The organism is Natrinema sp. CRL1, from assembly GCF_059162405.1.
Window position 1 is genome coordinate 296,542 of record NZ_JBLVOY010000001.1, and the last position, 16,223, is coordinate 312,764.

A 16,223-nucleotide genomic window follows, 5' to 3' on the forward strand; every position below is an offset into this window, starting at 1 on the left:
GACCGGCCGCCCGCGATTCGCCGGTCAGTCGAACGCGGCCGCGAGGACGGCACCGGTTCCCGGGCGCTCGAGGCCCGCGAGATCGATCCGGCCGTCGGGCATCGGAACGCCGTCGGCGGGGTCGTCGGCAAGCAGCAGCGAGCCGTCGAGGTCGGCGTAGTCGAGCAGCGGCGCGAGGTGACAGGCCGCCGCGATCGAGGCGTTGGATTCGGTCATGCAGCCACACATCACCTCGAGGCCGTGGGCGCGAGCGGTGCTGATCATCCGTCTGGCCTCACGCAGCCCGCCGCATTTCATCAGCTTCAGGTTCGCAATGTCACAGCGGTCCGCGATCTTCGGAATGTCCGCGAGCGTCACGCAGGACTCGTCGGCGGCGATCGGCAGGCTCGAGCGCTCGTATACGAACTGCAGTCCCTCGGGGTCCTCGGCGGGGACGGGCTGTTCGACGAACGCGAGGTCGAACTCGGCGAGCCGGTCGATCTTCGCGACCGCCTCGCGGGGAGTCCACGCCTCGTTCGCGTCGACGAACAGCCGGGCGTCGGGCGCGGCGGAGCGGATCGTCCGAACGATCTCGAGATCCCGATCGGTGCCGAGTTTGACCTTCAGCGTGTCGTAGCCCCGATCGACGGCCGTTTTCGTCTTCTCCCGCATCGTCTCGAGGTCGTCGAGCCCGATCGTGTACGAGGTCTCGAGGGTCTCCGCGGGGTCGAGCCCCCAGTAGCGATAGAGCGGGACGCCGAGCCGTTTCGCGACGAGGTCGTGCAGGGCGATGCTCACCGCGGTTCGCGCGGCCGGGTTCCGCCGGACCGTCTCGCGCATGCGGCGCTCGATCCGCTCGAGTTGGTGGGGGTCGCCGACGGACTCGACGACCGAAAGCAGGTCCGGCAGGACCGCCTCGACCGTCGCGGCGGTCTCACCGTAGTGCGACGAGGGTGTAGCGGCACCGATCCCGGTCGTTCCGTCGTCGGCCGCGATGCGGACGAAGACAGACTCGGTCTCGATGGTCGTCCCGCGGGCGATCCCGAACGGGTACTCGAGGGGTAGCGAGCGCCGCTCGAACGAGGTCTCGAGAGCCATCTTAGAGCAACTCCTCGAGCAGATCGCCGGTGTCGAAGCGGATCACGTCGGTCGCGGGCGCGCCGAGGGCGTCAGCGTACTCCTCGACGGCGTCGCGGGCCGCCGCGTCGTCCAGTCCGGCCGTGTTCAGCGCGCCGGCGACGACCTCGCTTGCCGCGACCGGCGCGGCGATGCTCTCGTAGAGATCGACGTAGGTCGGCACCGACGGCAGCGAGAACGACTCGTAGCCGTGGATCTCCTCCCGACCGGCCTCGTGACAGAGGATCAGTGTGTCGGCCATCGAGCCGTGGAGAATGCCCAGCGTGACCGGCGAGTACGCCGGGTGGACGATGCTGCCCTGTCCCTCGACGAACAGGTAATCGTGCTCGTCGCCCTTCTCGAGAATCATCTCCTCGACCGCGCCCGCGGTGAAGTCGCTGACGACGCGGTCGATCGGGTTGCCCCAGCCCTCGATCATGATGCCGGTCTGGCCGGTCGGGATCACGGCGGCGTCGTGGCCGGCCGCGCGGGCGTCGCGAGCCAGTTCCATCGTCGTCGTCATCTTGCCGACCGAGCAGTCCGTGCCGACGGTGAGGATTACTTCGGCGTCGACCTCGCCGGCGACGCCCTCGCTGACCGAGAGGTCGGCGGGCGGGTTTCGAACGTCGCGAATCTCGCAGCCGTGTTCGGCCGCCAGCCGCGCGAACTCCTCGTCTTCGGCGAGGAAGTAGTGCAGTCCCGAGATCACGTCACAGCCGGCCTCGAGTGCCGTCCGAACGTCGTCGCGCCAGCTCTCGTCGAACTCGCCGCCGATCGGGGAGATCCCGATCAGGAGGGTGTCGACGGCGTCGGACTCGAGGTCGTCCATTCCGGCGACAATCGGCGCGTCTTGGACGTCGGGGACGAAATCAGCGACGCGTTGTCCGGCGGTGTCCCGGTCGAGTACGGCAACGACATCGTGGTCAGCGTATCGGAGGACGCCGAGTGCGGTCTTCGCCCGATCCGGGAACTTCTCGTGAGCGAGAATTGCAACGTTCATACCGGCACATGGAGAGGGGGTTACTTAACGCTACAGACCCGTCCCGGCAGGGGATTCGTGACGGGAGAGTTCGCTATTCTCTCGACTACCGAACCGGTGGCGTGACTCGAGAACCGTTCGTGTCAATAGATAGTCTTGATTTCGAGAATACCGAAACTCTCATTTCGATATCACACCGATTCGACCGTATCGTATTATTCCATCAGCGCGAACGGGCCGGTGAAGGGGTGCCTGCCCGACGCTTCCGTCGCGCCCGGTGGAACTCGCTCGAGCATCGGTCCGGAGCCGTTCGACGAGACGAACCGAACAAAGATGTCATCTACGAACGAAGTTTCGAACGTTGTACTGGTCACGGTCGACTCGCTACGGGCCGACGCCGTTAGCCCGTACGACGACGACCGACACACGCCCGTGATCGATTCGATCGCCGACAGTGGTACCGTCTTCGACCGGGCTTTCGCGACCGGAAACTGGACCCCGTTCTCGTTTCCGTCGATCCTTTCCTCACGGCCCGTGTTCGCCGACAGCGGCGGAATCGGCGTCGAGGAATCGACGACGCTCGCGGAGGCGCTATCCGAGGCAGGGATCGAGACCGGCGGTTTCAACGCTGCCAACGGCTTTCTCACGACCCACTGGGGGTACGATGACGGCTTCGACGAGTTCGACTCGTTCGTCGCGAACGTGGGCTCGAGCGTCTACAGTCGCTACCTCGCGACACACCCGACCGTCGAGGCGTGGCTCCAGTTGGCTGCCTCGCCGGTTCGCCGCGCCGGCTCGTGGCTCCGCGGGGAGACCGACGACCGACCGTTCCTGGACACCTCGCGGATGTTCGACGTCGAACACGCCGCGAGTTCGTTTATGGAGGAGGCGTCGTCCCCGTTTTTCCTCTGGGTCCACTACATGGATGCTCACACGCCGTACGTTCCCGCGCCGCGGTACATCCGCGAGGTGTCCTCCGATCGCCTCGGCACCCATAGGATGCTGCTCGCGCACACGCGGACCGGGCTCGGGTGGGACGTGAGCGAGCGAACGCGCTCGGACCTTCGAACCCTCTATCAGGCGGCGGTTCGGCAGGTCGACGCGAGCATCGGACGCCTCCTCGAGTCGCTGTCGGCGAACGGGCTCGACGACGACACAGCAGTCGTTCTGGCCGGCGATCACGGCGAGGAGTTTCAGGAACACGGCCACCTCGCCCACTATCCGAAGCTCTACGACGAATTGATTCAGGTGCCGCTCATCGTCGACGTTCCCGGGGCCGACGGCGGACGGATCGACGGCCAGGTCGGACTCGATTCGATCTCGCCGACGATCACCGACCTGCTGGATGCCGATACCCCGGACTCGTGGACCGGCGATACCCTCGTGCCGAGCGTCTACGATGGCGACGAGCCGGTCGACGAGCCGGTCGTCTCGGTCACCGTCCGCGGCGAATCGGTGACGAAACAGCCGATCCCGCGGTCGCTGGCAGATGGCGATCTTCTCGTCAGCGTTCGGGATCGAGACTGGACCTACATCGAAAACGTTGACACCGACGAACAGGAACTGTACTCCCGTCCGGACGACCCGTCCCAGCAGACGAATCTCGCGACCGACCCGACTCCCGATCAACAGGACGTCATCGAGTCGTTCGAGCCCATCGTTACTGCCCATGCGAAGACGATACGAGAACGAGACGCCGAGGCGACGCCCGACGACGAGGACGTCGACGAGGATCTCGAGGCCCGGTTGTCGGCACTTGGCTACCGCTAGATGATCCGCTCGTTCCTGCGTGGCCTCGTCGACGGCCCGTTCGCACGCCAGTTGCGTCGGTTCGTCATCGTCGGAGCCGTCGCCGCCGGGGTGCAACTGGCGTTGCTGTGGGCGTTCGTCGACAGCATCGGCCTGCACTACCTGCTCGGTGCGGTCCTGGCGATCGAGATTACGATCGTCCTTTCGTACGTACTGAACAACGCGTGGACGTTCCAAGCGAGCCGGAACACCGGAACCGGCGAGTATCTCGTCGGCCTGCTCAAGACGAACGTCGTCCGTGGGACGGCGATCCCGATCCAACTCGGCGTCCTCTTTGGCTTCGTCGAGTGGGGAAACGTCCCGTACCTGCTCGCAAACGGCATCGCTATCGTCCTCAGCGGGGTGTACCGGTACGTACTCGATGCCCGCTGGACGTGGGGGTAATGATGGCCGGGGCATCGCTTGACCAGACCAACCGGCTCCCGGCCGATGCCGCACGAGCCGCGAACCGACCGCAACCCGCGAATCGACCCGAACTTCGATAATGCTCAACACACTCCCGATCACATCGATACTCGCGTTCGACGCACTGGGCGGCGTCCTCGCCGGCAGCGGTGAGGCGCTCGTTGAATCCGCTACCGGCTGGCTTGGCATGGGAATCGTCTTCGGCTACTCGTTTCTGATCGCGTTCGCGCTCCCGGGGCCCAGCGAAGTCGTCCTCCTCGCGCCGCTCGACCTCGGCTTCCCGCCGTGGCTCCGACTCTCGAGCATCATGCTCGTCAGCGCGACCGGCAAGGCTGCCGGCAGCGTGGTCGCGTTTCATCTCGGTCAGGAGGTCAAGCAATCCGGGCCGATCACGCGGTGGTTGCGCCAGTCCCGGTGGGACATCCTCGCGTGGTCGGAGGCCCGGTCGGTACAGCTCGCACAGAAGTACGGCTACGGCGGGCTCGCGATCGCCCTCTCCGTTCCGTTTTTCCCCGATACGATCTCGATATACGCCTTCGCTATCCTCGAGAAGGATTATCCGAAATTCGCGCTCGCGACGTTCCTCGGGAGCCTCGGCCGACTCGTGGTCACGCTGGGCGTGGTCGGCGGCTTCGCGGCGGTGTTCTGACGCGGCCGGTACGATCCAGACTCGAGCGCGATGCCCTCGATTCGGCCGAAATATCACCACTGTTTACCCGTTCGCGTGGGAGCGGTGGGACATGACGGATCGGTGGCTGACAGCGTGGGGGCTCGGCTCGGTCGCGTTCGGGGGCGCGTCGCTACTGGTACCGCTCTACATCGTCCTGCTCGGAGCGTCGCCGGTCCACCTCGGTGTGCTGGCCGCGACGGCGGCGAGCATCGGCGCACCGGGGGCGATCGTCTTCGGGCGCGTGGCCAACCGGGTTGATCGCCGGCGGCCGCTGGTAGTCGGCACGCTGCTCTGTGCCGCGGCGTCGGTCACCGCGATCCCGTTTCTCACCTCGATCGCGGCGGTCATCGTCGCGAACGCGATCCTGTGGCTGTTCGTGTCGTCGATCGGCCCGGTCCTGACCATGCTCGTCGTCGACGATGCACCCGAGTCCGCGTGGAGCGAGCGGATCGGGCTGGTCAACAAGTATCAGGGCTACGGCTGGGCGGGCGGGCTCGTCCTCGGGACGGTCTGGCCGCTCGTCGGCAGCCGGCTGCTCGCGGCCGAGGCGGTGACGCGAACGCTGTTCTGGGTGCTCGCGGCCTGTGCCGGCGCGGGTGCGGTCCTCGCCGCCCGCACACTTCCGCATCCCGCGCCGTCGGCACACGTCACGGACGATCGCGCTGTCAGGCGGATCGGTCGCCTCCTCGTGAACTCGGGTCGTGGCGTCAAGGGTGCGACCGTCGTCTTCTCGCCGAACAAACTCTACTGGACGACGCGCGGAATCGACCCCCGGCGGCTCGCGACCCGCTTCGATCCGACGCTCGCGACGTACTTCGTCGCCGGGCTCTTCTTTTTCACCGGCTCGGCGGCCTTCTGGGCACCGCTCCCGCTGTTCCTGACGGATGTCGGGTTCGACTCGAGTCAGGTGTTCGCGCTCTATCTCGCCTCGAGTCTCGGCTCCGCGGTCTGTTACGAAGCCGCCGGACGGCTCTCCGCCCGGTACGACGTTCGCCGTCTGCAGTCGGGCGTCCTCGCCGCCAGAGGGGTCCTGTTCCCGTCGGTGATCGTCGTCTCGGGGGTGGGCGTCTCCGTCGCGTTCGGTGTCGCCGGACTCGTGCTTGCACTCCTCGGGATTACCTGGGCAGGGATCGCCGTCGTTGGGACGGCGATCGTCACTCGACTCGCACCGGCCGCCGCCCGGGGCGAAATTCTCGGTGCCTACGTCGCGCTCGGCGCAGTCGGCGGCGGCCTCGGCGGCGTGCTGGGCGGCTGGGTCGCGACCGTCGGCTATCTCACCGCCTTCGCCGTCTCCGGCGGCCTCGTCCTCGTCGGCGCGGCCCTCGTCGTCTCGCTCGAGGCGCTCTCTCGGAGCGACCGCGTCGAAACGCCGGTGGACGCCGGAGCCGCGTCCGCGGCCGGCGTCGACACCGACGGTGGCCGCAATGGCGATGCCGATGGCGGTACTGATAAACCGGCCACGCGCGAACTGTGATCCGAATGCTCGAGGGAGTCAACGTCGCGCTCGGAGTGACGGGGTCGATCGCGGCCGTCAAGACGGTCGAACTGGCCCACGAGTTGCGACGGCAGGGCGCGGCGGTTCGCGGGGTGATGACCGACAGCGCGCAGGGAATCGTCCACCCGTGGGCCGTCGAGTTCGCGACCGAAAACGAGGTCGTCACGGAGATCACGGGCAGCGTCGAACACGTCGATATCTGTGGCTACGACGGCTGGGCGGACGTGTTTCTCATCGCGCCCGCGACGGCCAACACCGTCGGCAAGATCGCCGGTGCCGTCGACGACACGCCGGTCACCACGTGTGCGACCACCGCGCTCGGTGCCGAGACGCCGATCGTGATCGCGCCGGCCATGCACGAACCGATGTACGACCACCCCGGCGTGCTCGAGGCTATCGAGACCGTCGAGGAATGGGGCGTCGACTTCGTCGACCCGCGCCTCGAAGAGGGCAAGGCCAAGATCGCCAGCGAGGAGGCGATCGTCTGTGAGACGGCCCGAGCGGCCGGCGACCGGCCGCTCGAGGGCGATCGCGTCGTCGTCACCAGCGGGGCGACCAGCGAGCCGATCGACCCCGTTCGGGTCATCACGAACCGCTCGTCGGGGAAGATGGGGCGGGCAGTCGCGAAGGCCTGCTACGTCCGCGGGGCGGACGTCACGCTCGTCCACGACGGGCCGGCGGTCCCCTATGCCGACGTCCGCGCGGTCGAGAGCGCTTCGGAGATGCTCGAGGCGACCCGCGAGGCCTGCGCCGAGGCCGACGCGCTCGTCTCGGCGGCCGCGATCGGCGACTACACCGTCGAGACGAGCGACGAGAAGATCCGTTCGGGACAGCGGCTCACGCTCGAACTCGAGCCGACGCCCAAACTCATCGACGAGATCCGCTCGCGGCACCCCGATCTCCCAATCGTCGGCTTCAAGACCGAAACGTCCGGCGACGAGGGTGCCATGATCGAGCGGGCGAGGGAGACGCTCGAGCGGGCCGGGTTGGCCTTCGTCGTCGCCAACGACGCGAGCGTGATGGGGGCGGACGCGACGAAAGCGCTGCTGGTCCACGCGACCGACGCCGCCCGCTACGAGGGGACGAAGGCGGGGCTGGGCGGCGAGATCGCCGACTCGATCGCCGCGGTATGCGGTTCCGCGGTGGCCGACTGATACGGTTTACTGTACGTCGTTTCCGGCGCAACCGCCGCCCGGGTCGCGGTTGCGCCGGTACATCGGTACAGCAATCCGTATGAGCGGGCGGGCCGTCAGGAGAATTATATGGGTGGGGTTCATCCGACCGACGTAATGGATAGACGACCGGATGCGGATCTGTCTGCGACGGCGGGGGCCGACGACTCGAGGTGATCGAGGTGGCACAACAACAGCACCCCGACGACGCCACCGCGGCCGGTGAGGGTGACGCGGCCGATGCCGACACCCCAGACGCCGACGAATCGCTCTCCAAAGGCGAGATCTTCGAAGTCCTCCGGAATCAGCGACGGCGCTACGTCCTCCAGTATCTCAAGCAAGACCAGCGGCCGGTCGAACTCGGCGACCTGGCCCAACAGGTCGCGGCCTGGGAGTACGACACGACCCTCGAGGGCGTGACGCCGGCACAGCGAAAACGCGTCTATACGACCCTCCAGCAGACTCACCTCCCGAAAATGGACACCGCCGGCATCCTCTGTTTCGACTCCGATCAGGGCATCATCGAGGGGACCGAGCGAACGCAGGACATCAGCGTCTACCTCGAGATCGTTCCCGGCCGCGAGTTCGCGTGGCGAGAACTGTACCTCTCGCTCGGGGCGATCAGTTGCGCGCTGGTCGCCGCACTCTGGCTGGGGATCTATCCGCTGACGGTCATCTCGAACCTGTCGTGGGCGGCCATCGTCGCGGCCACGTTCACGCTCACCGCGGTCGCACACGTCTACCACGAACGGAACATGCGTCTAGGTCACGGCGATCAGCCGCCGGAGCTCAGCTACAGGACCGGCAAGTAGCCCGATGGCGCTCGAGTTCCGGGTGATCTCCGTATTTTGAGACTGATTCGAGTCCACCGCCCCACACCGGTTCTGATCGCCGAATCACCGCGCCGAATGCGGGACGTTCGCAGGTGACTTCACGTCACTCGTATCGTCAACTTTTACTCCGCTACCAACCGACCCACGACATGGATCAACTGAAGCAGTCGCTCCTCGAGGCCCCGATCATCGAGAAGAACGGCTACCATTACTTCGTCCACCCCATTAGCGACGGTGTTCCGAAGCTCGATCCGACCCTCCTGCGCGAGATCGTCATCCGAATCATCCGGAAGGCAGAACTCGACGAGGTCGACCGGATCGTCACGCCCGCGGCGATGGGTATTCACATCTCGACGGCAGTCTCGCTGATGACCGACATCCCGCTGACGGTCATCCGCAAACGCCAGTACGGCCTCGACGACGAGGTCGCGATCTCCCAGAAGACCGGCTACTCGGAAAACGAGATGTACATCAACGACGTGCGCGAGGGCGAGCGCGTGCTCGTCCTTGACGACGTGCTCTCGACCGGCGGCACGCTCGCGTCGGTGCTCGCGGCCCTCGACGAGATCGGGGCAGAGGTCGTCGACACGGTCGCGGTCATCAAAAAGGTCGGCGGCGAGAACAAGGTCGACGACGCGGGCTACAATGTCAAGACGCTGATCAACGTCGACGTCGTCGACGGCGAGGTCGTCATCGTCGACGAGGACGGCGACCACTGATCGGTCGCGGGTCCATCGATACTCCTCTCTTGCTTTCGATCGCTCCAGTCCGTAGCGTCCGGATCGGCCACCACGCACGGCTGGTAGTTTTCGCCCGACTGCGCCGTGGTTCCGGACGGGCCGTGTCGAGCCAACACAAGGAATATGGCGTCACGATTTGAACCTCATACCGATGACAGGGAATCGCGTCGGGCCGAGTGACCGCCATCGATTGCGTCGGCGGTCACTGTTGAAGGGTGTGGGCACGGCCGGCATCGCCGGATTGGCGGGCTGTGTTCGCAGTAACGAGATCGAGGCCGACGGCCCGGCGGAGGAACTCATTCAGACGGGGTTCGAGGCGACCGGCACCGAGCCGCCGTTCGAGACGACGATCGCGATCACCGAAAACACCGAGCGGAGCCGATTCGCACAGCTCCTCGCGGCCGAACTCAACGATACCGGTTTCTTCGATATCTCGATCGGAGAATACGAGTGGGCGACCTATCTCGACATGATGACCGCGGCGGCCGACGACGAGGAAAACGCCCTCTTTATCGTCAGTTGGACCGGCGGCTGGGACCCCGACGACTACGTCAATACGCTGTTTCACTCGGACAACCACACGCCGACCGGGCTCAACATCAACCACTACGCCAGCGAGCCCGTCGACGACTACATCGACGACGGACTCGAGGAGACGGACCCGGACGAACGGGTCGAGATCTACCAGCAGTTACAGGAGGAACTGGTCGCCGACTCCCCGGCGTCGTTCGTCCGCGTGAGCGAGGCGGCACACGTCTGGGACGCCGACAGCCTCAGCGGCTGGCAAGCATACCCCCTCGAGTCGGCGACCTACACCGCGATCTATGCCCCGTGGGCGGGCGTCTACACCGACCTCGAGGACGGCGACGAGTTCGTCGGCGACCTCGGCGGCGACGTTTCGGCCACCGACCCCGTCTCGATGAACGACACCGCCTCGAGTCGGGCCACACAACTCGTCTACGAGGGACTCGCGGGCGTCGACTTCGACGGGGCGGTCCAGCCGGTGTTGGCCGAAGACTGGACGCAGATCGATTCGACGACCTACCGGTTTTCCCTCCGGGAGGGGGTTCGCTTTCATAACGGCGAGGAACTGACCGCCGCACACGTCAAGGGCTCGTTCGAACGCTACGAGGGCGAGGCCAGGGAGTCGGACGTCACCGACTGGTACGACGGCAGCGAGATCGTCGACGACTACACGATCGATGTCCGCTGCTGGCGGGAGTACGGCCCCTTCGAACAGCGACTGTTCGACCTCCCGATCGTCCCGATGGCGGCAATCGACGGCGACCTCGACCTCGCGTCGCGGCCGGTCGGCACCGGTCCCTACCGGTTCGACGACTACCAGTCGGGCGACCACTGGCGGCTGACACGGTTCGCAGACTACTGGTTCGACGGCAACGAGACGGTCCCGGCCCCGGCACCGATCGAAACCGTGACCCTCGAGATCATCACGGAGGCGGCCGCTCGACAGGGCGCGCTCGAGGCCGGGGATATCGACTTCAGCGACGGCGTGCCGTCGGCGAGTCTCGCCGACCTCGAGAGCGACAACGCGTACGGCGTCGACCGGCACGTCGGCGGCGGATTCGATCTGGTGATCTACCCGCTCTACCGCGAGCCGTTTTCCAACGCGCAGGTCCGCCGGGGCTGTAACATGTTGATCCCCCGTGAGACGATCGTCGACAACGTCTACCACGGTCTCGGGAAACCGGCCTACACGCCGATTTCGCCGCTGCTCGACGCCTACGCCGACGAGGCGTTTCGAGAGCAGATCGCCGACGAATATGTCCGTCCGGACTGATTCACACATGTCTCTCGGCAGATACGTCCTCACGCGACTGCTGGTCGCCGTTCCAGTCCTCCTTGGCGTGACTGTCCTGACGTTCTCGTTTCTGCACGTGCTGCCGGGCGATCCGGTCGACGCGATCATCGGCTACCAGACCGTGAGTCCCGAGACCGAGGCCTCGATCCGGGCCGAGTACCACCTCGATCGACCGGTGTGGGAGCAGTACCTGCTGTGGCTAGGAGACGTCCTCACGCTCGAGTTCGGGCAGTCGCCGGTCACCGGACGGAGCGTCGCGGCGACGATCGGGCGGCGGCTCCCCGCGACGCTGGCCCTCGGCGGGGCCGCGTGGTTGCTCGCACTCGCGATCGGGGTTCCCGCCGGAATCGTCGCCGCGGTCAAGCGGGGCGAACCGGCCGACGAACTCAGCAGGGTCGCCGCACTCGCCGGAATCGCGACGCCGAACTTCTGGCTCGGCCTCGTCCTGCTGTTGGTCTTCAGCGTCCGGCTGGGCTGGTTCCGGGTGATCCCGCCGGACGCGCCGCTTGCGAGCCTCGCGATGGCGAAGTTCATGCTCCTGCCGACGATCACGCTCGGAACGGCCTCGGCCGCGCTCCTCACGCGCTTGCTCCGCTCGTCGATGCTGCGGGAACTCGAGGCGGGATATGTCAGGACCGCACGCGCAAAGGGGCTCCGCGAGCGAACGGTGATTTTGAAACACGTACTGCGGAACTCCCTGCTCCCGGTCGTGACCGTCGCCGGCCTCCAACTCGCCTTTCTGATCGACGGTGCCGTCGTCGTCGAACAGATCTTCTCGTGGCCGGGCATGGGGCGACTGTTGGTCCAGTCGATCTTCCAGCGAAACTACCCGGTCATTCAGGCCGCCGTGCTGGTCATCGGCGTCTCGATCGTTCTCGTGAACCTGCTCGTCGACATCGTCTACGCTGCTCTCGATCCCCGCATTCGATACTGACTATGAGTGACCGACGACCCACCACCGAACGCGGCCGGATTCGCATCGTCGGCTTCGACGACGCCGAGTCGTCCCAGCCCGACGGTGACGCCGCAGCCGAGCGGACCGATGCGGGGCTCCAATCACCGACGGGGGCGACTGGGGCAACGGGAGCGACGGAACCGGCGGACACCACACTCGAGGGAACACAGCGCCACCGCCTCGCGGACGCGTGGCACCGGTTCCGCCGGAATCGCACGGCGATGGTCGGACTGGCGGTTATCGTCGGTATGGCGGTGCTCGCGGTCTTCGCCCGCCCGATCGAGGTCTCGACGGCGGAGTACACGATCACCCTTCAGCCGTTCTCGCTGGCCCCGCATGATCCCCACCAGCTTGCCGTCGGGCCGCCGAACGCGCCGCCCTCGTGGGACCATCCGTTCGGAACCGACTGGGCCGGGAGAGACCAGTTCGCCCGGGTCCTCGTCGGCGGGCGCTACACGCTGGGAATCGGCCTCGTCGCCGTCGTGTTGGCGCTGTGTGTCGGCGTTCCGCTCGGCGCGCTCGCGGGGTATTTCGGCGGCTGGGTCGACGAGGTCGTCATGCGGATCGTCGACGTGCTCTATGCCTTCCCGTTTCTGGTGCTCGCGATCGCGATCGTCCCGATCCTCGAGCCCATACCGATCCTCGGCGGGGGGTTCTGGACGGTGGTGGTTGCACTCGTCGTCACCGGCTGGATCGGCTATGCGAGACTGTTACGCGGCGAAATCCTCTCGGTCCGCGAACGCGAGTACGTGACGGCCGCCACCGCGCTCGGCGTCCCCGCTCGGACCATCATCCGACGACACGTCGTCCCGAACGCCATCGCGCCGGTCGTCGTGCAGGCGACGTTAAACGTCGGCACGGTCGTCCTCGCCGCGGCGGCGCTCGGCTTCCTCGGACTCGGGCTCGAGCCCGGGAGCGCCGAGTGGGGCGCGATGCTCTCGCGAGGTCGGGATTCCCTCGCCCAGGGCCACTGGCACATCACCGCTTTCCCCGGGCTCGCGATCTTCCTGTTCGTGCTGGCGATCAACCTCGTGGGCGACGGGATCAACGACGCGATCGACCCCCACCGAGACGTGAGCGACGACCGGAGGCGGATGCGCTGATGGCGCTGCTCGAGGTCGAGGATCTCACCGTTCAGTTCTACACGGACGACGGCGTGGTCCGGGCCGTCGACGGCATCAGCTACGAGATCCGCCGGGGCGAGGCGGTCGGGCTGGTCGGCGAGAGCGGGGCCGGCAAGAGCGTCGCCAGCCTCGCGCTGTTGGACCTGATTCGAGCCCCCGGCGAGATCGTCGGCGGCGAGATCCGCCTCGACGGCCGGAACGTCCTCGAGTGTTCGACCGACGAACGCAGGGCGATGCGGGGCGACGAGATCGCGATGGTGTTTCAGGACGCCGACGCGGCGCTCAATCCGGTCTACACCGCCGGCGAACAGATCGCTGAAGCGATCCGCGCACACGAGGATGTGTCCGACGGCGCGGCCCGCGACCGCGCGATCGCCCTCCTCGAGCGGGTCGGCATTCCGGAGCCGGCCGCGCGGTACGCGGACTACCCCCACGAGTTCTCCGGCGGGATGCAACAGCGGGTCGTCATCGCAATGGCGTTGTCCTGTGATCCCGACCTACTCGTCTGTGACGAACCGACGACCGGGCTCGACGTCACCGTGCAGGCGGGCATCCTCGAACTGCTCGCGGATCTCGCACGGGAATCGGACACGGCGATCCAACTCGTCACCCACGACCTCGGGATCGTCGCGGAGCTGTGCGATCGGGTCCTGGTGCAGTACGCCGGGGAGATCGTCGAACGCGCACCCGTCGAGGAGCTCTATTACGACCCCAAACACCCCTATACCGTCGGGTTGCTGGCTTCGATCCCCCGGCTCGGCGACGACCGCGAGCGGCTTCCGACGGTTCCCGGCACGGTTCCGTCGCTCGTCGACCCACCCACCGGCTGCCGGTTCCACCCGCGCTGTCCCTACGCCGAGGACGCGTGTGCCAGACGCCGTCCGCCACTCGTCGAGACGGATACGGAGACGCCGGCGGCCGAGACAGTACCCGACGATCACCTCGCGGCCTGCCTCGAGTACACTGGTGACCTCGTGGACGGACTCGACTACGAGGTGCAGGTCCGAGACGAGCCAGCAGCCGATCGATCCGAACGAGACCCTGGCGGTGAGACGCAATGACCGCGAGCGACGACGAACCGCTCCTGCAAGCAACCGACCTCGAGAAACACTACACCACTGCCGACGGCGTTCTCGATCGGTTGCTCGGTCGCGGCCGGACGGTCCGAGCCGTCGACGGCGTCGACCTCGAGATCCGCGAGGGCGAGACCCTCGGACTGGTCGGCGAGAGCGGCTGCGGGAAGACGACGCTCGGACGGACGCTGCTGGGCCTGCTCGAGCCAACCGGCGGTACGGTCACGTACCGCGATACCGAGCTGACAGACTGCTCTCGAGTGGAACTGCGGGAGTTGCGGACCGAGATCCAGTACGTCTTCCAGAACCCGATGGCCAGCCTGAACCCGCAACTAACCGTCGGCGAAATCGTCGCCGAAGCCCTCTCGGTCCACGACATCGTCCCGCCGGAGCGCCGCGACGAGCGCGTTCGGGACCTGCTCGAGACGGTTGGACTCCGGGCCGGGCACGCGAGCCGATATCCCCACGAGTTCTCGGGCGGCCAGCGCCAGCGGATCGGCATCGCCCGCGCGCTCGCGGTCGAACCGTCACTGATCGTCTGTGACGAGCCCGTTTCGGCCCTCGATGTCTCCGTACAGGCGGATATTCTCAACCTGCTGTCGGACCTACAGGAGCAGTTCGGGCTCTCGTATCTCTTTATCGCCCACGACCTCTCCGTCGTCGAACACGTTGCCGACCGGGTCGCCGTGATGTATCTCGGCAAACTCGTTGAAACCGGGACGACCGCCGCAGTCTTCGACTCGCCATCCCACCCCTATACCGAGGCACTGCTGTCGGCCATCCCCGAACCCGACCCCTGCTGGGCGGGCGACCGGATCATCCTCGAAGGGCGTGTTCCGTCGCCGACCGACCCGCCCTCGGGCTGTCGGTTCCACACCCGCTGTCCACGAGTCATCCCGCCCGCGGAATACGATCTCGAGGGAGACACCTTTCGCGCGATTATGACTCTGCGAACCCGACTCGCCGACGCGGATCCGGATGCGGGGCTCGAGGCCCTGTGCTCCCGACCTGACCGGAGCGAGGATCTCACGGGGACACTCAGGGAAGCCTACGACATTCCCCGACGACTGCAGGACCCCGACGCGGAAGCCGTGCTCTCGGATGCGCTCGAGGCCGCCGCGGCCGGCGACCTCGATACCGCAGGGCAGCGCCTCGCCTCGGCGTTCGAGACGCCCTGCGAGACGAGCGAACCGGCGCTGTCGCCCGGCCCGGACCACCACCCGATCGCCTGTCACCGGTTCGACGACCGAGACGAGGCGGGCGATGTCGAAACCGACACCTCGACCGAAGCCGACGACCGCTCCGCGCGAGGGGGCCACCGATGAAACGAATCTACGAGTCACGCGCGCTCGAGCGCGCGGACGACGACCCGTTCACTCCGGAGAGTGACAGTGGCGACGAGCGCGGCCCGCGAACGATCGATTGGACGGCGTTCAGCCGCGCGTTCACCCCGACGGCGCTGCGCCACCGCGGGATCAGCGTCGACGTCTCCACGGATCAGCGACGGTACGAGCCCGATGAGGGAGTCGAAATCACCGTCGAGTTCTACAATCGGTTCCCGTTCCCGATTCGCATCCGAACTGAGTCGCCGAACCGGTGGTACTGGGCCGTCGACGGCCTTCGGAACGCCTCGCGAGTCCCGCGAGCGGTTCCCGACCGCCCGGCGGCCTTTTCCTTCGCCCGCGGCGAACGCAAGCGGTTCCGCCGGGAGTGGCCACAGCGGGTTCGGGTCGCCGACGACGAGTGGGAACCCGTCGATCCCGGCACCTACACGATCGGCGCGGGGATCTCCCGTTCGGACGCCGACGACCGGGGACTCGTCGATCGGACCGAGATCGAAATCGTGGGGTAAAGGATTGCGTTCGTCCGGTCGCTCATCTCACGGGCCGTTCCGGCTCCATCCCCTCTCGAGATCAGACGGAAGTCTACGGTACTCATCGCTCCGTTCTCCGCCGTTACTGGCGTCGAGAAGTACTGGGAAAGAGTTGAACCACGCAATCATCCTCACGTCGATCGGGCGTCTGGTTCAAACGACAGCTATGCTATGATTGGCG

The 16,223-nt window shown here is 66.7% G+C and carries 15 protein-coding genes; 13 read left to right on the forward strand and 2 right to left on the reverse strand.

Annotation, left to right across the window (positions count from 1 at the left end):
* Positions 1-24: 24 nt before the first annotated feature.
* Positions 25-1,077, reverse strand: coding sequence for a dipeptide epimerase (locus ACJYUO_RS01615; RefSeq protein ID WP_494343671.1), 1,053 nt, complete (start codon positions 1,075-1,077; stop codon positions 25-27).
* Between the two features lies 1 nt (position 1,078).
* On the reverse strand, positions 1,079-2,095 hold the full coding sequence (locus ACJYUO_RS01620) for an N-acetyltransferase DgcN family protein (RefSeq protein WP_494343672.1): 1,017 nt from the start codon (positions 2,093-2,095) through the stop codon (positions 1,079-1,081).
* 312 nt (positions 2,096-2,407) lie between these two features.
* Between ACJYUO_RS01620 and ACJYUO_RS01625 the strand changes: the two genes are divergently transcribed.
* From ACJYUO_RS01625 to ACJYUO_RS01685, 13 genes are all read left to right on the forward strand, one after another.
* Positions 2,408-3,844, forward strand: coding sequence for a sulfatase (locus ACJYUO_RS01625; protein ID WP_494343673.1), 1,437 nt, complete (start codon positions 2,408-2,410; stop codon positions 3,842-3,844).
* The gene (locus ACJYUO_RS01630) at positions 3,845-4,267 is read left to right on the forward strand and encodes a GtrA family protein (protein ID WP_494343674.1); all 423 of its coding nucleotides are present in this window, start codon (positions 3,845-3,847) and stop codon (positions 4,265-4,267) included.
* A gap of 100 nt (positions 4,268-4,367) precedes the next feature.
* On the forward strand, positions 4,368-4,937 hold the full coding sequence (locus tag ACJYUO_RS01635) for a YqaA family protein (protein ID WP_494343675.1): 570 nt from the start codon (positions 4,368-4,370) through the stop codon (positions 4,935-4,937).
* Positions 4,938-5,028: 91 nt separating this feature from the next.
* Positions 5,029-6,432 carry an MFS transporter gene (locus ACJYUO_RS01640; protein WP_494343676.1) on the forward strand — a complete coding sequence of 468 codons (1,404 nt, stop codon included), beginning with the start codon at positions 5,029-5,031 and terminating at the stop codon, positions 6,430-6,432.
* A 5-nt stretch (positions 6,433-6,437) separates the two neighbouring features.
* The gene (coaBC, locus tag ACJYUO_RS01645; protein WP_494343677.1) at positions 6,438-7,607 is read left to right on the forward strand and encodes a bifunctional phosphopantothenoylcysteine decarboxylase/phosphopantothenate--cysteine ligase CoaBC; all 1,170 of its coding nucleotides are present in this window, start codon (positions 6,438-6,440) and stop codon (positions 7,605-7,607) included.
* A 191-nt stretch (positions 7,608-7,798) separates the two neighbouring features.
* Positions 7,799-8,437 carry a DUF7344 domain-containing protein gene (locus ACJYUO_RS01650; protein WP_494343678.1) on the forward strand — a complete coding sequence of 213 codons (639 nt, stop codon included), beginning with the start codon at positions 7,799-7,801 and terminating at the stop codon, positions 8,435-8,437.
* A gap of 170 nt (positions 8,438-8,607) precedes the next feature.
* Positions 8,608-9,177, forward strand: coding sequence for a hypoxanthine/guanine phosphoribosyltransferase (gene hpt, locus ACJYUO_RS01655; protein WP_494343679.1), 570 nt, complete (start codon positions 8,608-8,610; stop codon positions 9,175-9,177).
* A 172-nt stretch (positions 9,178-9,349) separates the two neighbouring features.
* On the forward strand, positions 9,350-10,996 hold the full coding sequence (locus tag ACJYUO_RS01660) for an ABC transporter substrate-binding protein (RefSeq protein WP_494343680.1): 1,647 nt from the start codon (positions 9,350-9,352) through the stop codon (positions 10,994-10,996).
* A gap of 7 nt (positions 10,997-11,003) precedes the next feature.
* Entirely contained in the window at positions 11,004-11,951 is a 948-nt protein-coding gene (locus tag ACJYUO_RS01665; RefSeq protein WP_494343681.1) for an ABC transporter permease, read from the forward strand.
* A 2-nt stretch (positions 11,952-11,953) separates the two neighbouring features.
* The gene (locus tag ACJYUO_RS01670) at positions 11,954-13,075 is read left to right on the forward strand and encodes an ABC transporter permease (protein WP_494343682.1); all 1,122 of its coding nucleotides are present in this window, start codon (positions 11,954-11,956) and stop codon (positions 13,073-13,075) included.
* Positions 13,075-14,157, forward strand: a complete 1,083-nt coding sequence (locus ACJYUO_RS01675; protein WP_494343683.1) for an ABC transporter ATP-binding protein — start codon at positions 13,075-13,077, stop codon at positions 14,155-14,157. The genes ACJYUO_RS01670 and ACJYUO_RS01675 overlap by 1 nt, the downstream gene beginning before the upstream one ends.
* Positions 14,154-15,494, forward strand: coding sequence for an ABC transporter ATP-binding protein (locus tag ACJYUO_RS01680; protein WP_494343684.1), 1,341 nt, complete (start codon positions 14,154-14,156; stop codon positions 15,492-15,494). Before ACJYUO_RS01675 ends, ACJYUO_RS01680 begins: the two co-directional genes overlap by 4 nt.
* Positions 15,491-16,021, forward strand: coding sequence for a DUF7974 family protein (locus tag ACJYUO_RS01685; RefSeq protein WP_494343685.1), 531 nt, complete (start codon positions 15,491-15,493; stop codon positions 16,019-16,021). The genes ACJYUO_RS01680 and ACJYUO_RS01685 overlap by 4 nt, the downstream gene beginning before the upstream one ends.
* The last annotated feature ends 202 nt before the right edge of the window (positions 16,022-16,223 follow it).